This is a genomic window from Desulfonatronum zhilinae, from assembly GCF_900182865.1.
GTDB classification, from domain to species: domain Bacteria; phylum Desulfobacterota; class Desulfovibrionia; order Desulfovibrionales; family Desulfonatronaceae; genus Desulfonatronum; species Desulfonatronum lacustre.
The window spans coordinates 31,310-50,085 of record NZ_FXUJ01000016.1 but is presented as its reverse complement, the minus strand read 5'-3'; the positions used below and the strand labels follow the sequence as shown (position 1 = coordinate 50,085).

Annotated in this window: 21 protein-coding genes; 19 read left to right on the top strand and 2 right to left on the bottom strand. The window is 60.7% G+C overall.

The window, feature by feature from the left end:
- Window positions 1-203: 203 nt before the first annotated feature.
- Window positions 204-1,658 (bottom strand): mannose-1-phosphate guanylyltransferase/mannose-6-phosphate isomerase, encoded by a 1,455-nt coding sequence (locus AC559A_RS13085; RefSeq protein ID WP_498818249.1) that lies wholly within the window; start codon window positions 1,656-1,658, stop codon window positions 204-206.
- A 468-nt stretch (window positions 1,659-2,126) separates the two neighbouring features.
- Between AC559A_RS13085 and AC559A_RS13080 the strand changes: the two genes are divergently transcribed.
- The 3 genes from AC559A_RS13080 (at window position 2,127) to AC559A_RS13070 (ending at window position 5,411) form a co-directional block, all read left to right on the top strand.
- Window positions 2,127-2,645: a ferritin gene (locus tag AC559A_RS13080; protein WP_028573422.1), complete on the top strand. Its 519-nt coding sequence runs from the start codon at window positions 2,127-2,129 to the stop codon at window positions 2,643-2,645.
- Window positions 2,646-2,784: 139 nt separating this feature from the next.
- Window positions 2,785-4,560: a 2-oxoacid:acceptor oxidoreductase subunit alpha gene (locus tag AC559A_RS13075; protein WP_498818248.1), complete on the top strand. Its 1,776-nt coding sequence runs from the start codon at window positions 2,785-2,787 to the stop codon at window positions 4,558-4,560.
- Window positions 4,557-5,411 (top strand): 2-oxoacid:ferredoxin oxidoreductase subunit beta, encoded by an 855-nt coding sequence (locus AC559A_RS13070; protein WP_498818247.1) that lies wholly within the window; start codon window positions 4,557-4,559, stop codon window positions 5,409-5,411. Before AC559A_RS13075 ends, AC559A_RS13070 begins: the two co-directional genes overlap by 4 nt.
- Before the next feature lie 123 nt (window positions 5,412-5,534).
- Here AC559A_RS13070 and AC559A_RS13065 read toward each other — a convergent pair whose 3' ends face one another.
- Window positions 5,535-6,242 (bottom strand): FlgO family outer membrane protein, encoded by a 708-nt coding sequence (locus tag AC559A_RS13065; RefSeq protein ID WP_498818246.1) that lies wholly within the window; start codon window positions 6,240-6,242, stop codon window positions 5,535-5,537.
- A 269-nt stretch (window positions 6,243-6,511) separates the two neighbouring features.
- Between AC559A_RS13065 and AC559A_RS13060 the strand changes: the two genes are divergently transcribed.
- The 16 genes from AC559A_RS13060 to AC559A_RS12985 all read left to right on the top strand — a co-directional run bounded on the left by AC559A_RS13060 (window position 6,512) and on the right by AC559A_RS12985 (window position 18,763).
- Window positions 6,512-7,243 (top strand): hypothetical protein, encoded by a 732-nt coding sequence (locus AC559A_RS13060; RefSeq protein WP_498818245.1) that lies wholly within the window; start codon window positions 6,512-6,514, stop codon window positions 7,241-7,243.
- Window positions 7,244-7,255: 12 nt separating this feature from the next.
- Window positions 7,256-8,107: a FlgO family outer membrane protein gene (locus AC559A_RS13055; RefSeq protein WP_498818244.1), complete on the top strand. Its 852-nt coding sequence runs from the start codon at window positions 7,256-7,258 to the stop codon at window positions 8,105-8,107.
- Window positions 8,108-8,148: 41 nt separating this feature from the next.
- Window positions 8,149-8,412, top strand: a complete 264-nt coding sequence (locus tag AC559A_RS13050; protein WP_051434799.1) for a hypothetical protein — start codon at window positions 8,149-8,151, stop codon at window positions 8,410-8,412.
- Window positions 8,413-8,695: 283 nt separating this feature from the next.
- Entirely contained in the window at window positions 8,696-9,268 is a 573-nt protein-coding gene (locus AC559A_RS13045; RefSeq protein WP_498818243.1) for a peroxiredoxin family protein, read from the top strand.
- A gap of 8 nt (window positions 9,269-9,276) precedes the next feature.
- Entirely contained in the window at window positions 9,277-9,900 is a 624-nt protein-coding gene (locus AC559A_RS13040) for a redoxin domain-containing protein (protein WP_498818242.1), read from the top strand.
- 202 nt (window positions 9,901-10,102) lie between these two features.
- Window positions 10,103-10,747, top strand: a complete 645-nt coding sequence (locus tag AC559A_RS13035; RefSeq protein WP_028573418.1) for a protein-L-isoaspartate(D-aspartate) O-methyltransferase — start codon at window positions 10,103-10,105, stop codon at window positions 10,745-10,747.
- 94 nt (window positions 10,748-10,841) lie between these two features.
- Window positions 10,842-11,762, top strand: a complete 921-nt coding sequence (locus tag AC559A_RS13030; RefSeq protein ID WP_498818241.1) for a P-loop NTPase — start codon at window positions 10,842-10,844, stop codon at window positions 11,760-11,762.
- Window positions 11,763-11,804: 42 nt separating this feature from the next.
- On the top strand, window positions 11,805-12,407 hold the full coding sequence (locus tag AC559A_RS13025) for a transglycosylase SLT domain-containing protein (RefSeq protein WP_498818240.1): 603 nt from the start codon (window positions 11,805-11,807) through the stop codon (window positions 12,405-12,407).
- Window positions 12,408-12,410: 3 nt separating this feature from the next.
- On the top strand, window positions 12,411-12,962 hold the full coding sequence (gene pgsA, locus AC559A_RS13020) for a CDP-diacylglycerol--glycerol-3-phosphate 3-phosphatidyltransferase (protein WP_028573416.1): 552 nt from the start codon (window positions 12,411-12,413) through the stop codon (window positions 12,960-12,962).
- Between the two features lie 273 nt (window positions 12,963-13,235).
- On the top strand, window positions 13,236-14,318 hold the full coding sequence (locus AC559A_RS13015; RefSeq protein WP_028573415.1) for a type IV pilus twitching motility protein PilT: 1,083 nt from the start codon (window positions 13,236-13,238) through the stop codon (window positions 14,316-14,318).
- Between the two features lie 3 nt (window positions 14,319-14,321).
- Complete coding sequence (locus AC559A_RS13010; RefSeq protein WP_028573414.1) at window positions 14,322-15,509, top strand: type IV pilus twitching motility protein PilT; 1,188 nt, start codon at window positions 14,322-14,324, stop codon at window positions 15,507-15,509.
- 36 nt (window positions 15,510-15,545) lie between these two features.
- A complete protein-coding gene (locus AC559A_RS13005; RefSeq protein ID WP_498818239.1) occupies window positions 15,546-16,178 on the top strand; it encodes an MJ0042-type zinc finger domain-containing protein in 633 nt (210 codons plus the stop codon).
- A 41-nt stretch (window positions 16,179-16,219) separates the two neighbouring features.
- Window positions 16,220-16,465, top strand: a complete 246-nt coding sequence (locus tag AC559A_RS13000) for a hypothetical protein (RefSeq protein ID WP_156933009.1) — start codon at window positions 16,220-16,222, stop codon at window positions 16,463-16,465.
- A gap of 51 nt (window positions 16,466-16,516) precedes the next feature.
- A complete protein-coding gene (locus AC559A_RS12995) occupies window positions 16,517-16,816 on the top strand; it encodes an FtsB family cell division protein (protein ID WP_028573411.1) in 300 nt (99 codons plus the stop codon).
- A complete protein-coding gene (locus tag AC559A_RS12990; protein WP_498818238.1) occupies window positions 16,813-17,949 on the top strand; it encodes a tetratricopeptide repeat protein in 1,137 nt (378 codons plus the stop codon). Before AC559A_RS12995 ends, AC559A_RS12990 begins: the two co-directional genes overlap by 4 nt.
- A 49-nt stretch (window positions 17,950-17,998) precedes the next feature.
- A complete protein-coding gene (locus AC559A_RS12985) occupies window positions 17,999-18,763 on the top strand; it encodes a hypothetical protein (RefSeq protein ID WP_028573409.1) in 765 nt (254 codons plus the stop codon).
- Window positions 18,764-18,776 lie beyond the last annotated feature (13 nt).

Sequence of the window (18,776 nt, the reverse complement as noted above, 5' to 3'; positions counted from 1 at the left end):
ATGTTGCCTCACATGCTGTAGTGTTGATGATGAAAAGAGCCTCAGGTTTCCCTACCTGGATCCAAATTTTCGGCACCCTATGCAAGAGAGCAAAGCCCTGTCAAGCATAAATGAAAAAATTCACGAAGCATGGGCGCAAGTTAAGATGAATAAAAAAAACATGTTGCCTTACTAACGAACAGTTCAGGCAACCCGTATCCGCCTCACTTGGAAGGCTCGGGCCGGCTCCGTCCATAAACATCGTCGAACCGAACGATGTCGTCCTCCTCCAGATAGGGCCCGCTCTGGATCTCGATGATCTCCACCGGAACCCGGCCCGGATTGGAAAGTCTGTGCATCGCGGTTTTGGGAATGTCCACGGACTGATTCTCCGCGACCAGCGTTTCCTTGTCCCCCACCTGGACCAGAGCCGTGCCTTTGATCACCACCCAGTGTTCGCTGCGATGGTGATGCATCTGCAGGCTCAGCCTCGCCCCCGGGTGGACCATGATCCGCTTGATCTTGTAGAATTGGCCTTCCTCCAACACCGTGTAGCTGCCCCAGGGCCGACGTACCGTGACGTGAGCCTCCACCAGGGTGGACTTCTCGGCCTTCAGCCGGTTGACCACGTCCTTGACTCGCTGGACCTGACTCAACGGGCAGACCAGGGTCGCGTCCCTGGTCTGGACCACGGCCACGCCCTCCAGCCCCACGGCGGCCAGCTTGCCGCCCGAGGAAAACAGCAGGCTGTCCCGGCAGTCCAGGGCCAGCACGTCGCCCTTGACCACGCAATGGTCCACGGCGTCTTGCTCGCCCATCCGGAACATGGCTTCCCAGCTTCCCAGGTCGTCCCAGGAAAATCCGGCTTCCACCACCGCCAAGCGCCGGGCATGCTCCATGATCCCATAGTCCACCGAAATGTCGGGAATGTCGCCGTACCCGGAAGCCAAGTCACGTTCGTCCCGCTCCCGCCACCACGCCCAGAGCCGGGGCTGAAATTCTTCAACGGCGTCCAGGAACGCCGAGGAGGGAACAATGAACATTCCGCTGTTCCAGGAGTGGGTGCCGGCGCTGACGAACTCCCGCGCCGCCTCCAGCGGGGGTTTCTCCACGAAGCCCGCTACCTTGTACGCGCCCGGCGCCAGTTCCTCGGCCTTGGCGATGTATCCGTAGCCGGTCTCCGGCTTGGTGGGCGGAATGCCGAAGGTCACGAACCAGTCCTGATCCGCCAGGGCCAAGGCCTGTCCCCAATCGGCCTCGAACCTGGCTTGATCGCCGATCATGTGGTCCGAAGGGAAAACGCCCACCAGAGCCTGCCCGTGCTCCGTATCCTGAGCCGCGACGATCCTGTCCAGGCCGAGCAGGATCGCCGGAAGCGTGTTGCGGGCCAGGGGCTCCTTGAGCACGTGATCCTTCAGGCCCGGGTGCACTTCGGCCAACTGCGAGCAAACCTCGAAAAAATGTTCCTCGTTGGTCACGGTGACGATTCGCTCGGCGGGCAGTCGCCCCAACAACCGCTCGGCGGTCTGTTGCAGCAAGGTTTTCTCCCCGTTCAAGGCCAGCAATTGTTTGGGCAGCAGGGACCGGGACATGGGCCACAGCCGGGTGCCGGAGCCGCCGGCCAGCACGATGGCCCAGGCATTCTCCCAAATCTTGGAATCCACTTCCGCTTTGTTCATCAAAAAAAGACTCCTTGCGATATCCATATCTTAGGGCAGGCCCTTGCTGTCGATGCAACCCCAGGGCTCCTTGTTCCATAATGCACGAACGTGCACGCCACGTCCTTACCCTGCTCAAGGCATCCCTGCAACCATTGATTCGGAGAACAACGGGACCTATCTGAACTCACTGTGCACATGTACCGGGACCAATTCGAAATCCTGATCGAAAAGAGTTTTTCCGACACCCTTTTCAACACCTTGATTTCAGAATTGATTGCGATTGCGATCCCTTGGCCGACGAAGGTCGAGACTCCCTCTCACCCCCCGGTTTCATCATTCGCGAGCTGATCCGACGGCTTTGACCTGTGCATCTGGATTCTGTAGATTTCTTATCCATCTTGAACAAGCCTCTTGCGCTTCGGATCGATTCCGTCCGCAAAGGCGAATTTCGTCCCCTTCATCGCTCAACGTCAGGAGGAACCCTACATGCTGACCCCGAAAATCGAACAGGCCCTGAACGAGCAGGTTAACGCCGAACTCTACTCGGCCTACCTCTATCTGGCCATGGCCGCCTATTTCAGCGACCACGACCTGGAAGGCTTCACCCACTGGATGAACATGCAGTCCCAGGAAGAACTCGGTCATGCCATGAAGTTTTACGCCTTCATCAACGAACGGGGCGGAAAAAACACTCTGAAAGCCATCGAGGCCCCGCCCTCGTCCTGGGATTCTCCGACGGCCGTGTTCGAGGCCGTGCTGGAACACGAACAAAAAGTCACCGCCCTGATCAACAACTTGGTCGACCTGGCCATTGCAGAAAAAGATCATGCCACGAACATCTTCTTGCAGTGGTTCGTCACCGAGCAGGTGGAAGAGGAAGCCAGCGTGAACGCCGTGCTGCAAAAACTGAAACTCCTGGGCAAGGACGGCGGCGGCCTGTTCATGATCGACCGGGAACTGGCCGGCAGGGCCTCTGCCTGCCCTTGCTCCCAGCCGACCGCCTGACCGCATTTTTTCCGCTTCACGACGCATCCTCCACGATACGCCGCCTTGTCCCGGCGCACGGCGACGCGCGCCGGGACAAGGCTCTTTTCGAAATTCCAGACCGCACACATGCGGCCAATCTTTCACCCCGGAGTTGTTCATGCGCCTATCCAAAAACATCCTGATCGCCGGGGAAGCCGGGCAGGGCTTGGCCACGGTGGGCATGCTTCTGGCCAAGGCACTGGCCAGATCAGGCTATGAAATCTTCGTTACCCAGGGCTACGAATCCCGCATCCGCGGCGGTCACAACACGTTTGCCGTCCGCACCGGCCTCGGGCCGATCCGGGCCGGAATCCGGGACGTGGATCTGCTGATCGCCTTGAACCGGGAAAGCATCGCCTTGCACCGCGATGAGTTGGCCGAAAACGCCCTGATCCTCGTAGACACGGAACACGACGATCAAGCCCCGACAACGGACGGAGGCCTGCAAGCCGACCCAAAAACCAAAAAAGACCGCACCCTGCGCGTTCCTTTCGCCGAGCTGGCCCCGGAAAAAGTCTTCCACAACATCGTGGCCTTGGGAGTCACGGCCCGACTCCTCGGGCTGCCCGAGGACGTGGGCACCGCCTTGGTCAAGGAAACCTTCGCCAGAAAAAAGGCCGACCTGATGGAGAAGAACGTGAACGTTCTTCATGCCGCTGTGGCATGGGCTGGCGAACAGTCCGCGGTCTTCCAGCCCCTCCCCGCACCGCCGAAACCTGGCAAACGGATGGTCTTGAACGGCAATCAGGCTATAGCCCTGGGGGCCCTGGCCGCGGGCGTGCGTTTCTGCGCCTTCTACCCCATGACCCCGGCCACGGGCGTGGCCCTCAACCTGAGCGCCGCGGCCAAGGACATGGGACTGGTGGTGGAGCAGGCCGAGGACGAGATCGCCGCGGTGAACATGGCCCTTGGCGCATCCTTTGCCGGAGCACCGGCCGTCGTGCCCACCTCCGGCGGCGGTTTCGCCCTGATGACCGAGGGAATCAGCCTCGCTGGAATGACCGAAACACCTCTGGTCCTGGTCCTGGGCCAGCGCCCCGGCCCGGCCACCGGCCTGCCCACCCGGACCGAGCAGGGCGATCTGAACCTGGCCCTGTACGCCGGACACGGGGAGTTTCCCCGGGCCATCCTCACGCCGGGCAGCGTGGAGGAATGCTTCCGCCTGACCCACACTGCCGTGGACCTGGCCGAGCGCTCCCAGGGGCCGGTGATTGTCATGACTGACCAGTACCTGGCCGACACCATCCAGGCCGTCCCGCCCTTTGACCTGGACATGCTCGCCGAACCGCTCCGCCCGGCCCAAAACTGCGACCATCCCCACGCCTACCAGCGCTACGCCTTCACCGAAGACGGGGTCTCCCCCCGGATGCTCCCCGGCACCGGGGAGCATCTGGTGGTTCTGGACAGCGACGAGCACACCGAGGACGGACATATCACCGAGGATCTGGCCATCCGGACGCGGATGGTCGACAAACGGCTGGCCAAGGAGCGAAAGCTGCGGGAAAGTGCCCTGGCCCCGAGCTATATCGGGGACGAGCAGAGCGACCTGCTGTTGATCTGCTGGGGATCGACCCTGGGGCCGGCGGACGAGGCCGCGGAAATCCTGCGCAAGGAAGGACGCAACGTGGGCTTGCTCCATTTCCGCCAGGTCTGGCCCCTGCGACCGGAGCAGTTTCTGGAGCGGTTGCGGCAAGCCCGGGAAACCGTCTGCATCGAGAGCAACGCCACGGGGCAGTTCGCCGGACTGCTGCGCAAGGAGGTCGGATTCAGCGTCTCCCGCTCCATCCTGCGCTACGACGGACTGCCGTTCACAGCGGCTGACATTTTGCGCGAACTGAATGTCGAAACCGGCCGGGAACAGGAATCCCGCAAGGCCGTGGGGAGAGACACATGACGACGATCGAAGATTTCGGGGAGTTTGAAACGGCGTGGTGCCCGGGATGCGGAAACTTCTCCATCCTCAAGGCGCTCAAAAAGGCCCTGGCCGACAGCGGCCTGGAGCCCCACCAAGTGCTGATGGTCTCCGGCATCGGCCAGGCGGCCAAGACGCCGCACTATCTGCGCTGCAACGTCTTCAACGGCCTGCACGGCAGGGCCTTGCCCGCGGCCACCGGCGCCAAGCTGGCCAACCCAGGGCTCCACGTTTTCGTTGAAAGCGGAGACGGCTGCTCCTACGGCGAGGGTGGCAACCATTTCCTGGCCGCGCTCCGGCGCAACGCGGACATCACCATGCTGGTCCACGACAACCAGATCTACGGCCTGACCAAAGGCCAGGCCAGCCCCACCACCGGGCACGGCCAGGCCACCAAGGCCCAGCCCCATGGCGCACCGTCCCAGCCCTTCAACCCCGTGGCCGTGGCCGTGGCCATGCAGGCCGGATTCGTGGCCCGGGGCTTCGCCGGCAAGCCGGACCACCTGACCGACCTGATCCGCCAAGCCCACGCCTTCCCCGGCTTCGCCCTGGTGGACATCCTCCAGCCCTGCCTCTCCTTCAACAAGGTGAACACCTTTGCCTGGTACAAGGAACGCGTCTGGGAGATCCCGGAGGACCACGATCCCACGGACTGGAACCAGGCCATGACCCTGGCCCGCCGGTTCGGCGACCGCATCCCCATCGGCGTGATCCGCCGCGACGAATCCCGCCCCACCTTCGAATCCCACTTCCCCATCCTCCAGGAAGGCCCCCTCTTCGGGCGCACCCCGGACAGGGTGAAGCTGACGCGGTTGATGGAGAGCTATATGTAACGGGGGAGGTTTCTGGTTCAGTTGTTCAGCGGTTCAACGATAGACGGAGTGAGTGAAATTCCAGCCCAAGACGACCCCTCCGTCGCCGAAGATCCAACGACCCAAGGCTCCTTGACGACGACCTCAACCCTGGAGCTCGCCGCCCGTGACGCGGTCGCGGAAAAAAGACAGCCGCGTCAGAACGGATGGCTGAATCGTCCCGTCAAAGGGATCGGGGAGCTCTTCTGGGGCCTGAAAAGCTGGGGGAGCGGTTTCCAAGCCGTCTGGTCGTAGAGATCTGCGGTCCACGGGGAGGAAGTAGTCCAGGGAGGCCAGCAGGGCGCCGTCGGTGCTGCGCAGGATCATGGCCGTGACGTAGACCCGGCCGTAGACCACGGAGTAGGTGCCGGTGAGCACGGCGAAGGCGTTGATGTCCCGGTTGATTTTGTCCAGTTCCCGGGACAGCGCGAACTCGCCCTGGCCCTTGCGCACCAGCAGGGACTGGGTGCGCAGGCGCACATCCACCATGTGCATGCCGTGCTGGGCGAATCGGGAGCCGATCTGCTGGGGGATGATCCGCCCCAGCGGGCTGGTCCGGTCCAGGTCCTCCAGCATGACGAAGGAGGACATCAGCAGGGGCATTTCACAGACTTCCGGCTTGCACAGGGCCTCGTACAGCGTGTCCGCCACGGTGTAATGCACCGTGATCAGTTCCACCGCCGGTTGGTGCGCGATGTACGGGCCATGTGGCCGGGAGCATCCGACCAGCCAGAACCCGACCAACCAGAGTCCGGCCAGCCAAAGCATCGCGAAGCCGCACCGCCTTGATTCAGGGAACATCTTCCTAAGCATGACTTTTCTTCTCCATCAATTCCGTGCCGCAACGGACACGCCCTTGCCCTAAAGAAAACCGGATGACCGCCGATAAGAGGAGCAACCGGATAAATCTCTGCGCACGGAAATCTTCCTGACCTTGATTTTCGGAGCTCATCCGGAATGCAAATTTTGCCCGTTTCCGAGTTCATCTCGGCTTTTAGCAAATTTCGATCCAACCTTGCGTGTCCGAAAAACCGGGCCCCTGTGCTCCGACACGCGGAACGTAACCAAAGGAACGACGTCACATGCGGACAATGTTGCTCGGAATTCTCCTCGGCTTCGTCCTCCTGGCCGGTCCGGGATGCGCGAGGCAACCGGTGCAAATGGTCTACACCCCGTTGCCGGTCTTGTCCCAAGTCCCCGTTCCCACGGCCTACCCTCTGAAGACCCAACCCAAAATGCAAGCCGTGCAGCATTGGGAAGTCCTGGCCGACGACGTGGCCCTCAGGGTCCACGAGGTCCTGGAGCGTCGCGTCCTGGAGCGTCAGTTTCCCGTCCACGTGGCACCGTCCGGCACGACCCCCTTTGCCAAATCCTTTCATGCCCTGTTGATCACCAAGCTGGTGGAGCGGAACATCGCCGTGTCCAGCGGCTTTACCAACGTCATGGTCCTGAGTTTCGACATCGAGGCGGTCCGCCACGGCAACCGTGTCCTGCGCACGGGAAAAGGGATCTACAAGGCTCTGGCCCCGGACGTTTTTGTCCAGCGCTCCTCTCTGCTCACCCCGGACGGCCATGGCGCGTTAGTCAACCAGGCCATGCTGGAAGCCGCGGAGGTCAACGTGGAGTCCGGGGCCTACACTCACGAGCTGCCCAGGATGGAGGTCCTGATCACCTCGTCCCTGGTCTTCGAGGAACACTTCCTGATGCGGGATTCCTCCATTTACTACATCAACGACGCGGACTGGTGGCACTACAAGCAACACGCCCAGCCCAGCCAACCGGCCACTGTCAACTACCAGCTCGTGGACCGCTAGGGAGACGCAATCATGCTCAGAAACCTCATCGCGGCCCTTCTGTTCAGCGTAACCCTGACCTTGGCCCAAGCCGTCTCGGCCACCCATCCGTATTACGGCTCTGGTTCCTACTCCCATGTCCAAGGTTTCCAGGGATTGGCCTACGCCTTGGCCGACGGCCTGGAACACAACCTCGTCCAGTACGTCGACCGGACCCGGGCCATTCTGTACACCAGCTTTGTGGACCTGGACGACCTGAACACCTCCAGCACTTTTGGCCGCCTGTTGGGCGAACAGGTGGCCTCGAGGATGTCGCAGCTCGGCTACCGGGTGGTTGAACTCAAACTGCGCCAAGGGTCCATGATCGTCAGCCAAAACGCCGGAGAAATGATCCTGTCCCGCGACCTGCGGGACGTGCGGACCAACCACGACACCCAGGCCGTGCTGGTGGGCACCTACGTGGCGACCGACAACGCGGTGATCGTATCCGCGAAGCTGCTCAGCACCCTGGACGGAGCCATTCTGGCCACACGGGACGTCACCTTGCGCAAAACTCGGGAAATTCAAGAGTTGGTGACCAGAAACACCGCCACGTTTGAGCCCAAGCGAACCCAACCTTCCACGGCGCAACCGGAACGCGAAACCGTGCCCGAGGGGCCATTGGCTCGTGGGACCATCCTCCTGGATCCCAAGAACTCCCTGGCCGCCCGACTGATCCAGGCCCGACTGGCGGAATTGAATTACTATACCGACCGGATCGACGGCATTTGGGGAAAAAACTCACGGGCCGCGTTGAATCGCTTCAAGTCCAACCGCCAGCTCGCCTCGCCAACGACCTGGGACCTCTCGGCGCAACGGGAGCTGTTCAAGGGAACAGGCCAATGACCTCCGAAACCTTATCCTGGACAACCGCATGGAGAACTCCCATGAGATACCTGACGATCATCCTCATCCTGGCCGGCGTGGCTCTGACCACGTCCTCCTGTTGCCCCGCGCGCATCTCCTGCGCGCCGGCGGTGATCACCCAGCCCATCCCTGCCGCGGTGCCCGTGCTCCCCACCTATGGACCGCACCGTTGCCATCCGGGCTATGTGGGCTACTGCACGCCCTATCACCTGCCCTACGTCACCAGGACCACGGTGGTAAACCCCGTGCTGCCGCCTTACGCTCCGTGCAACCCCTGTTACTGACGTCGATTCCTCCACCCGGAGCAAGGCCGGATCACATTCCAACCGGCGTAATCAGGGAAACATTCGGGCCTCCAGACAGGAAGTGAGAAGCGCGGCAATTTCCCCAGCGCTTGATCCGGGGTGCCGAAACGTGCGCAAGTTTCTGAAAACACTTCTTGCAAGCGGCCACGAACGTGATAAAAACTCTTCATGTTCGTGGCCGCTCGACGTTTTCGACCATGTCCCTTCCACCGCCGTCAGGACGCCGTTCCCTGCCCCTCAAATCTTGCTACAGGAGTCCCCCATGCGCCGCCTCGCCCCTCTTTTGTTCACTCCGCTTTTCACCCTGGCCCTCATCCTCACGGGTCACGCCCAAACCGAACCCTTCACCGTCGGGGATCACCTTCCCGTCTTTTCCATGACCGCTCCGGAATCCTCCGCGCACCGGAACTACCTGGGTTTGCCCCCGGAAGCGTCCCAGTTCACCCTGGCCGACGTAGACGCCCCGGCCGTCCTGATCCAGATATTCAGCATGTACTGTCCGATCTGCCAGCGCGAAGCGCCGGAGGTGAACGCGCTGTACGCCGCACTTCAACGCGAGGGGTTGGCGGACATGATTAAGATTTTGGGCCTCGGCGCGGGCAATTCGGATCTTGAAGTCCAGGTGTTTCAAGAGCGCTATGACATCCCGTTCCCCTTGGTCTCCGACCCGGACTACGTCCTGCACAAAGCCTTTGGCGGCGTGGGCACCCCCTATTTCGTCCTTGTCCAGCCCTCCGGCTCAGCTGAGAATGGCCACGTTGTTCGACTCTCGCACCTCGGAGCGTTCGATTCCGTGGAAGATTTTCTGAAAGAAATGCTCACCGCCAAACACTAGGAGACGCCATGCGCCTCGCTCATGCCCCCAGACTCACGATACGAACGGCACTGCTTCTTGGGCTTCTCTGGGTGCTGCTCTCCGCGGGGAGCACACTGGCCGGCACGCCTGATGGAGCCAAGGGAGCTATTTTTCAAAACCCGAAACTCAAACCCATCGACAGCGAGTTGCAGGTCCGGATCGGCGATCCGGCTCCCGACTTTTCCCTGCCCGCGGTACACGGCGAAACCATCGCCTTGAGCGACTACCATGGCCGAAAAAACGTCATGCTGTCCTTCGTGCCCGCCGCCTGGACCCCGGTCTGCTCCGACCAGTGGCCCGGATACAACATCCTGCAAGACATCTTCGACCGTCACGAGACCATCATTCTGGGCATCACCGTGGACAACATCCCGACGCTCCACTCCTGGCTCCAAGCCATGGACGGACTGTGGTTTCCAGTGCTCTCCGACTTCTGGCCCCACGGCAAAACCGCCGATGCCTACGGTCTGTTGCGCGGCGACGGGACCACGGAACGGGCCCTGATCTTCATCGACAAACAAGGGCTGATCCGCTTTCTGCACGTGGAGGATATCAACATCCGTCCGCCGCTGGAGATCGTCATGCAAGGTCTTCAGACCCTCACGGACTGATCTCTTTTCCTCCAGCGTTTTTCCTCCCCTTGCCTTCGTCACCGTTTCCGGGCACGGGACGAGACGGGCTCGCGCCCGCTCGACCCCGTGCCCGTCCACGTTTGACTTGGACGCGAAAATTTGTTTTCAAACCGGGGTTCAAGGTTCCTGTTTCCGGCTTGTCGCCGGCGCGAAAGATTTTTAGGAGTACTGGGGCACCGGATTGAGAATCGACCCGAAACGCAATCGAGAGCGGATGGTCCGTGAACAGATCGAGTCGCGAGGCATTACAGATCCGGCGGTGCTCTCCGCCATGCGCAAAGTTCCCCGACATCTGTTCGTGGAAGAGGCCCTGCGCTCCCAGGCATACGAAGATCATCCCCTGCCCATCGGCTACGGCCAGACCATCTCCCAGCCGTTCATCGTGGCCCTGATGACGGCCGTGCTGAATGTTCAACCTGGGATGCGAGTTTTGGAAATCGGGACCGGGTCCGGCTATCAAGCGGCGATATTGGCGGAAATGGGAGCCGAGGTCTATTCCGTGGAGCGCGTCCAGCCCCTCTACTCCGCGGCGCTGACCCGCCTGAACAAAATGCGCTATTTCAGCGTCCACCTGAAACTGGACGACGGAACCATGGGCTGGCCGGAAGAAAGTCCGTTCCAACGAATCATGGTCACCGCCGGCGGGCCCGACGTGCCTCCGCCCCTGCTGGAACAGCTGGACGAATCCGGCATTCTGATCATCCCCGTGGGCGCCAGGCAGCGCAGCCAGGAGCTGATCCGCTTCGTCAAGAAAGAAGGCAAAATTATGAAAGCGAACCTTGGGGCCGTCATGTTCGTCGACTTGATCGGCGCCCATGGTTGGTGACCAAGTCAGCTCTCAACCGGCCAAGGATGAGCCATCGCACCGGAACTCCGGCTCCAGCGCTCCAGTCAACACCGTCTCTCAAAAAAAGATACCCATGACCAACGCTTCAAACACCTCATCCGACGCATCCTGTTCCACCTGCCCGTCGCGAAAAAAAAGCGGACACGGCGAACGTTCCGCCGTCGGTAACGTTCAGGATCAGTTGATCAAATCCACCCTGGACAACATCCGCTTCAAACTCTTCGTGATGAGCGGCAAGGGCGGGGTCGGCAAAAGTTCCATCGCCGTGAACCTGGCCGCGGCCCTGGCCCTGAAGGGACACCGCGTGGGCCTGCTGGACGTGGACATTCACGGTCCCAGCGTCCCGCACCTCCTGGGTCTGTCCGGCCCCCTGGAACAGTCACGGGGTTCGCTGATCTCGCCGAAACGATACGGAGAACGTCTCTTCGTCGTCTCCATGGAATCCTTGCTCCAAGATCCGGATCAAGCCGTGCTCTGGCGTGGTCCGATGAAAACCGCGGCCATCCGCCAGTTCATCGCCGACGTGGATTGGGGCCACCTCGACTATCTGGTGGTGGACTCTCCCCCCGGAACCGGGGACGAGCCCATGACCGTGCTGAAGACCATTCCCGAGGCCCTGAGCATCGTGGTCACCACGCCCCAGGAAATCTCCTTGGCCGACGTGCGCAAGGCCATCAACTTCCTGCAGTACGCCCACGCCAACATTCTCGGACTGGTGGAAAACATGAGCGGGCTGATTTGCCCGCACTGCTCCGAGCGGATCGAACTGTTCAAAACCGGCGGAGGAGAGACCCTGGCCAAAAAGTACGGGCTGGAATTTCTCGGCGCCATTCCCCTGGACCCCGCGGCCGTGGTCGCCGGCGACCTGGGCAAGCCGGTGGTCATGCTGGACGAGGACACGCCGGTCAAGCGCGCCCTCTTGCAACTGGCGGACACTGTCATCCGGACATCTGAAAACAGCCTGGAGGCCGCCGCCGGTGGACCGCCACAGTAGACGGTCTTCGGTAGACGCCCCTCAGCCATGACGAGGTCGAGCATGCTGACAAAACAGCGTCGTTTTTTCTCCTTTTTCGGAGCCGTGGCCGGTATTTCCGTGCTGTTGCTGCTCTGGACCGGATTATGTGCCGCGGGCACGATCTTTTTCTACAAGGACGAACACGGGGTGATGCATTTTACGGACACCCCCACCTCCTCCAAGTTCCGTCCGTTTCTCTCCCTGCGTTCGCGCATGGGCAGCAGCGCGGACCGGGCCTCCATCACCCGCCACGTGGAGCAGTACAGCCAGAGATACGGCCTTGATCCACACCTGGTCATGGCCGTGATCGAGGTTGAATCCGGCTTCAATCATCAGGCCGTCTCCCGGGCCGGAGCCCAAGGCCTGATGCAGATCATGCCGGCCACACAGCAAGACCTGGGACTAACCGCGCCCTTTGACCCGGCGGAGAACATCGAAGCAGGCATCCGTTACCTGAAAATGCTCATGGACCGCTTCCCGAACCTCTCCCTGGCCCTGGCCGCCTACAACGCCGGACCGGCCAACGTGGAACGCTACAACGGCATTCCTCCGTTCCGGGAAACCCAGGACTACGTCCGCAAGGTCACGACCAACTACGACCGTCGGCGGGCGGCGCGAAACTAAGCCATGCTCAACCTCGCCAACCAAGTCACCTTGGGCCGCATCCTGGCCATCCCCGTCCTGATCTTGCTGCTGTATTTCCCGAGCAAGCCGGTCAACGCCGCGGCCATGATCGTGTTCATTCTCGTGGCCCTGACCGACCTGGCCGACGGCTTCATCGCCCGCCGCTGGCAAATGGTCTCCAATCTGGGAAAGTTTCTCGACCCTTTGGCCGACAAGCTCTTGATCAGTTCCGTCTTGATCATGCTCGTGTTCCACGGCTGGGTCCAAGCCTGGATGGCCATCGTGATCATCGCCCGGGAGATGACCGTAACGGGCCTTAGGGCCATCGCCGCGGACCAGGGCCATGTTCTGGCCGCGGACAGCTTCGGCAAACTCAAGGCGGTGATCCAGGTGGTGGCCCTGTGTCCGCTGATCCTCCACTATCCCTGGTGGGGTTTCGACCCCCGGCCTCTGGGCGCGGGGCTGCTGGCCATCGCTCTGATCCTGACCGTCTTTTCCGGCGCGAAGTACGTGATCCACTTCTTTCGCCAGGTGAACCGGGACGACGGGTTCTAACAGTCCGTTGAAAAATCCCCAATTGCTGCGTCACTGCAAAAAGTTCAAACTCTCACGTATGAATAAAAACGCTTCGACCTTGATTCGATTGCCAGGACGGCAAATCGAAAATGTGGCGCAGCCACAGCCCGTGAGGGCCGGACACAGGACGTGTCCGGTAGCTTTTTTTGCTCCTTGCACTTGGGGGTTTTGAACGGACTGTGGATAAGGATTTTTTCAATACACAACTAAACGAAAGAACCTCGCTCTCGACCTCACGCCAAGGAGCCCCGTATGGCCCAAATAGACGCGTTTTTTCGGATGATGCACGAACTCGGGGCGTCGGACCTGCACCTCTCCTCCGGCTCCCAGCCCATCATCCGCCTGCACGGCGATTTGCAGCGCATCAAGTACAAAGTCCTGGAGCATGAGGAACTCAAGAAGATGCTCTATGAGATCACGCCGGAGCAAAAGGTCAAGAACTTCGAGGAAACCGGGGACGTGGATTTTTCCTACGAAATCCCGAATTTGGCCCGGTACCGGGTCAATTTCTTTCAGCAGCGTCGCGGCTGCGCCGCGGTTTTTCGCGAAATCCCACAAAAAATCCTGAGCATCGACGACCTGAAACTGCCCCCGCTGTTCAAGAGCTTGGCCATGCTCCCCAAGGGACTGGTCCTGGTCACCGGCCCCACGGGCAGCGGTAAGTCCACGACCCTGGCCGCCATCGTGGACTACGCCAACCGGAATCGCAAGGATCACATCCTGACCATCGAGGACCCCATCGAATTCGTGCACGAGCCCGTCAGCTGCCTGATCAATCAGCGAGAAGTCTCCAGGGACACAGTGAGCTTCAAATCCGCTCTGCGCGGAGCCCTGCGCGAAGACCCGGACATCATCATGGTAGGCGAAATGCGCGACCTGGAAACCATCGAATTGGCCATCGAAGCCGCGGAAACGGGTCACCTGGTTTTTTCCACCCTGCACACCATTTCCGCGTCCAAGACCATCGACCGGATTATCGAGGTCTTTCCCGGCGATGTTCAGGGCCAGATCCGCTCCGGACTCTCGGAATCCCTGCGGGCGGTCATCTCTCAGAACCTGTTCAAACGCATCGACCGTCCGGGTCGGTGCGCGGCCCTGGAAATTCTGGTGGGCGTCCCGGCGGTGCGCAACCTGATCCGCGAAAACAAGACTTTCCAGATCAATTCCGTGATTGAGACCGGACGCAAATACGGCATGCAATCCCTGGACGACGCCATTCTCAAGCTCCTTCAGGAAGGGGCCGTCTCCCCCACGGACGCATATAACAAGGCTGTTTCCAAATCCAAGTTCCGGGATTTCCTCACCGAGCCCCCACAGGATTTCACAGAGGTCTGATCCATGCACCGCAGCCAATTGGACGCCACCATCGCCGAGGTGCTGACCAAGGCCCCGGACACCTCGGACATCCTGTTCACCGTGGGCAAGCCCATCCAGGCCGAGGTTCACGGCAGGCTGACCGACGTGCCCACGGCCCTGCTCTCCGATGCCCTGGTCCCGTTTCAGGTCGAGTCCGTGGGGTTTTGCATGATGCTGAACAAGCACTCCGGCAGCCTGCGTCTGTTTCAGGATCTTCAAGAGCAGGGCTCCTGCGACCTCTCCTACGACCTTCCGGGCTTTTGCCGCTTCCGGGTGAACATCTTTTTTCAGCAGGGCTCGGCCTCCATCGTGATGCGCAAGATGCCCAGCACGATCCCTACGCTCAAGGATCTCAACCTCCCCCCGCTCTTCGACCGGATGGCCGACGAAAAATACGGGCTGATCCTGCTCACCGGCGGAACCGGGACCGGAAAATCCACCACCCTGGCCGCGCTGATCGACGCCATCAACGAACGCCACTCCAAGCACATCCTGACTCTGGAAGACCCGGTGGAGTTCGTGCATCACCACAAACGCGGCACGGTCAACCAAAGGGAGATGGGCACGGACTTCGACCGATTCTCCTCCGGCCTGCGCGCGGCCCTGCGTCAAGCTCCCAAGGTGATCCTGGTAGGCGAAATCCGAGACCGGGAAACCATTGAAATCGCTCTGCAGGCCTCGGAAACCGGCCACTTGGTTCTGGGCACCCTGCATACCAGCGACACGGGCCAGACCATCAACCGGATCATCGGCATGTTCGAACTGGCCGAAGAACGCCTGATCCGCCAACGCCTGTCCCAGGCTTTGAAGTACGTCGTCTCCCAGCGGCTGATGCCCCGCATCGGCGGCGGACGGGTGGCGGCCCTGGAAGTGCTGACCAACACGCTACGGATCAAAGAATTGATCATCAACGGCGAATCAGGTGAAAAGACCTTCTACAATGTGGTCGAGTCCGGCGATGCTTACGGCATGTTCACCTTTGACCAACACCTGGCTCGGCTGTATTCCGAAGAAGCCATCACCGAGGAAACGGCCATGAACACGGCCTCGGACCGTTCCCGCCTGGGCCAGACCATCAACCGCGTCAAGACACTGCGCGGGGAAAAAGTGACGAACATCGAGGGGTTGGAACTGGATACAAACTACGATCAACGCAACTCTGATTTTTGAGAACGTAAGTTCAACACCGAAACAGGAAATTTCCGCATGCGCCTGAACTGCCCGCACTGTGATCGACAACTCTCCGTGGCCGACGAAAAAATCCCGTCCGGCCAACGCTTTAAATTAGTCTGTCCGCAATGCAACAAGCCGTTCACCGTGGAGCCTGACTCCGTTGGCACACCTTCCGGTTCAAACACCATGTCCTCTGCGTCACCGACGCCTCCAACCGCGGAAGAGCTGGACTTCTATCCTCCGGGAGCGAAAATCGCCTTTGTTTTGGTACGCGATCCGGAATGGAAAGCCGCCCTGGTCTCCTGTCTGGACGAACAAGGCTACCATTTGGCCGTCCCCGATGGTCCGGCGGAAGCACTTCAAAAAATTGACTCCGCCGCTTATGAACTCGTATTCATCGACCATGCCCCGCACGGAGCCGAAGTGCTGCAACGCGTCCACGGCTGGCCGGGAATCCAGCGCCGAGGAGTGAACGTCGTCCTGATCGGCGACGAGGCCAAAAGCCTGCACCCCGACACCTCTTTTCGCAACGGCGTGAACTGGTACCTGCACCGAAGCGACGTCGCCGACGTCCCCCGGCTTGTGCGGACCGTCATTGACGGGTACGAGGAAACCTACAAAATGTGGCGTCTGGCCGCTGAAGAATCGGGCAAACCCACGAACTGACGTTCACGACGGATATGGAATCGCAAAAAAAAGCACGTTTGTTGAATTGCTTGGAAACCATCCTGGAAATGGAGTCCCAATTGCGCTCCCTGCGCGAGGCCGGAGCGCTGGTGGCGGAACTCTCGTCTCTGCGATCCCTGATCCATGGCCTCAAACTGGAGCGGACCCCGGTGGACGAGGCGGACATTAAGCGCATTGAACTGGCGACGACCATTTTTTTACAGGAGTTGGGAGTACAGTTTCAGTACCTGGAAACCAGGCCCCACGCCGACCGGTTGCTCCAATAAAATGTTTTACGGTCTGGGATGCCCCCCGACTCATCGCGAAGTGACCACGCCATGAAATGGACCCGCCTGCTCTTTTCTTTCCTCCTGCTGTTGAGCGGCTTTTTGGCCTGGACGCTTCTGATCCATGATCAGGGCTGGAAATCCTACCTGGAACTGCGGGACCGCCGGGATACGCTTGTCGAGCAGATTGCCGCCGTGGACGAGGTCAATCTGGATCTGAGCCGGGAAATCCGTCGTCTGACCACGGACCACGACTACGTGGCCAGCGTGATCCGGGTGGAGATGCACTACCTTCGGCCCGATGAAATCCTCTATATTCCACAAAACGATACGTTCCGGAGGCTGCCATGACCGAAAAAATCGCCTGGTTTGAAGAGGTGTTGCGCCTGGAGCCCAACTCCAAGCTGTTTTTCCCCCTGGCCCAGGCATATACGCAGGATCATCGGCCCGAGGACGCCATCGCCATATTGCGCAAGGGGTTGACCTTTCACCCGGAACACCTGGAAGCCCGCCTCCTTTTGATCGAATGCCTCTCCCAGCTGGACGTCGTCTCCAAGGACTTCCCTTCTTCCACCGAAGAAACTCCTGAGGCCCTCTCCTCCCCGGAACTGGAATCGCTCGTCAAGGCGTTGGCAGGACACCCTTCCTTTTGGAGGCACTGGGCCGCCCGAAGCAGGGCCGAAGGCCGGACCGACCTCGCCGTGACCCTGGACATGCTCGCGGTCCAACTCGGCGGAGCCCGGATCACCTGGGAGACGCTTCTGGAACAGGGCCTGCGCGCGGTGACCGGAGGACGCGAAGAACTTCAGACTCCCGCTCCCCAGGAGGAAAAACACTCTACACCTCCGGAACCCGACCCCCTGTCGAAGCCAGAGTCTGATCCGGCTCCGGAGCCGGATCTTACGCCCGACCCCGAACAGGAACCCGAGCCGAAACTTAAAACGGAAACAGCGCAAACGTTTCCCTCGGAGCCCGAACCGGTCGAAGTACCGCGCCCCGAGGCGGAGGCCGAGGCTCACCTTTCCGAAGGCGAGCGACGGTACTATGAGACAAAAACTTATGCCGACCTACTGGCCAAGCAGGGCGAGCACGACGAAGCCCTGGACCTGTACGCAAAACTGCTCCAAACGTCTCCGGACGACGAACAACGCCTGGACCTGGAGGCTCGGATACAGGAACTGCGGGACCGGGCCGCCAAAGGCCCCAAGGATCTGGATTCCAAACCAGCCGAAAAAGACGCGAAACCACAGCCAGAGTCTGAAACAAAGCCGGAATTTGAACCTGAGCCTGGGCCTGGGCCTGAACCTGGGCCTGAGCCTGGGACAGCCCCGGAACCGAAATTGAGCATCGGGAAGGGAGAAGTGCCGCACGATGCGGACGATCCCGTCGCTTCGCCCTCCACGGCCCCGTCGCCGAAAACCGCGACCACGAAACAAACCCTCAAAAAGCTTGCGGAACGCTTGGAATCCCGGGCCGAAAAATAGCCTCCCCGAACACGTTCCACACTGCATGCGATTGGAGTTCACCGCGATTATGACCATCCACATTCTTTTCCGTCTGAGCCTTTTGGCCCTACTCATTTCCCTGGCCGGCTGCTCGACCATCCAAAGCGCCTGGGACAAAACCTCCGACGCCTATGAAACCTATGTCGACCCCAAACCGGAGATCGACCTGGACCGCCGTCCCGGCTTGTCCAGAAACGAACAACTCTTAGCCACGCAGTTCAGCCTGATGGACCAACATCTGGAGGAGGCCTTGCGGACCCTGGCACCTCAGGATCGATTTCCGCCCTCGGCCTGGTTCACCGCGTTTCTGGAGCGGTTTCCCTGGATGACCGCCGTTCTGGCGGTGGACGCCCAGGGTCGAGTGCTGACCAGCCATCCGGAGACCCCGCTGAAAAGCGTCCCCGTGGAGGCGTTGCTGGAACGGGAATGGTCCATGCTCCATCGCGACCTGCAAGGATTCGTCGAGGAGACGCCGTTGGGTCCGGAAGTGATCATCGCCGGCCCGTTCTTCCACGACGGGGCGTGGCAAGGGTTGATCATCGCCCACTTCGATCCTCGCGCCCTGACAGCCTTCGCCACGGCTTCAGAGCGCTTGGTCCTGCTGACTCCGGAAACCCTTCTCTGGACCGGCGTCGACCAGGAAGCGACCCGAAAAATCACGGAAGCCCCCTGGGAGAACATCCTCCGGGACCGGGTTCACGGCCGTCAATCGGCTGAAACCAAGACCTTCCTCTGGCTGTCTCGGCCCATCGGAACCCTGCAACTGATCTACGCCCTGGCCCTGCCCAACTAACGCTATTTTATGG

What these genes read in the sequence shown, in the direction of transcription:
- AC559A_RS13085 (WP_498818249.1), bottom strand. Translation starts at nt 1,658, where the DNA reads ATGAACAAAGCGGAAGTGGATTCCAAGATTTGGGAGAATGCCTGGGCC.
- AC559A_RS13080 (WP_028573422.1), top strand. Translation starts at nt 2,127, where the DNA reads ATGCTGACCCCGAAAATCGAACAGGCCCTGAACGAGCAGGTTAACGCC.
- AC559A_RS13075 (WP_498818248.1), top strand. Translation starts at nt 2,785, where the DNA reads ATGCGCCTATCCAAAAACATCCTGATCGCCGGGGAAGCCGGGCAGGGC.
- AC559A_RS13070 (WP_498818247.1), top strand. Translation starts at nt 4,557, where the DNA reads ATGACGACGATCGAAGATTTCGGGGAGTTTGAAACGGCGTGGTGCCCG.
- AC559A_RS13065 (WP_498818246.1), bottom strand. Translation starts at nt 6,242, where the DNA reads ATGCTTAGGAAGATGTTCCCTGAATCAAGGCGGTGCGGCTTCGCGATG.
- AC559A_RS13060 (WP_498818245.1), top strand. Translation starts at nt 6,512, where the DNA reads ATGCGGACAATGTTGCTCGGAATTCTCCTCGGCTTCGTCCTCCTGGCC.
- AC559A_RS13055 (WP_498818244.1), top strand. Translation starts at nt 7,256, where the DNA reads ATGCTCAGAAACCTCATCGCGGCCCTTCTGTTCAGCGTAACCCTGACC.
- AC559A_RS13050 (WP_051434799.1), top strand. Translation starts at nt 8,149, where the DNA reads ATGAGATACCTGACGATCATCCTCATCCTGGCCGGCGTGGCTCTGACC.
- AC559A_RS13045 (WP_498818243.1), top strand. Translation starts at nt 8,696, where the DNA reads ATGCGCCGCCTCGCCCCTCTTTTGTTCACTCCGCTTTTCACCCTGGCC.
- AC559A_RS13040 (WP_498818242.1), top strand. Translation starts at nt 9,277, where the DNA reads ATGCGCCTCGCTCATGCCCCCAGACTCACGATACGAACGGCACTGCTT.
- AC559A_RS13030 (WP_498818241.1), top strand. Translation starts at nt 10,842, where the DNA reads ATGACCAACGCTTCAAACACCTCATCCGACGCATCCTGTTCCACCTGC.
- AC559A_RS13025 (WP_498818240.1), top strand. Translation starts at nt 11,805, where the DNA reads ATGCTGACAAAACAGCGTCGTTTTTTCTCCTTTTTCGGAGCCGTGGCC.
- pgsA (WP_028573416.1), top strand. Translation starts at nt 12,411, where the DNA reads ATGCTCAACCTCGCCAACCAAGTCACCTTGGGCCGCATCCTGGCCATC.
- AC559A_RS13015 (WP_028573415.1), top strand. Translation starts at nt 13,236, where the DNA reads ATGGCCCAAATAGACGCGTTTTTTCGGATGATGCACGAACTCGGGGCG.
- AC559A_RS13010 (WP_028573414.1), top strand. Translation starts at nt 14,322, where the DNA reads ATGCACCGCAGCCAATTGGACGCCACCATCGCCGAGGTGCTGACCAAG.
- AC559A_RS13005 (WP_498818239.1), top strand. Translation starts at nt 15,546, where the DNA reads ATGCGCCTGAACTGCCCGCACTGTGATCGACAACTCTCCGTGGCCGAC.
- AC559A_RS12995 (WP_028573411.1), top strand. Translation starts at nt 16,517, where the DNA reads ATGAAATGGACCCGCCTGCTCTTTTCTTTCCTCCTGCTGTTGAGCGGC.
- AC559A_RS12990 (WP_498818238.1), top strand. Translation starts at nt 16,813, where the DNA reads ATGACCGAAAAAATCGCCTGGTTTGAAGAGGTGTTGCGCCTGGAGCCC.
- AC559A_RS12985 (WP_028573409.1), top strand. Translation starts at nt 17,999, where the DNA reads ATGACCATCCACATTCTTTTCCGTCTGAGCCTTTTGGCCCTACTCATT.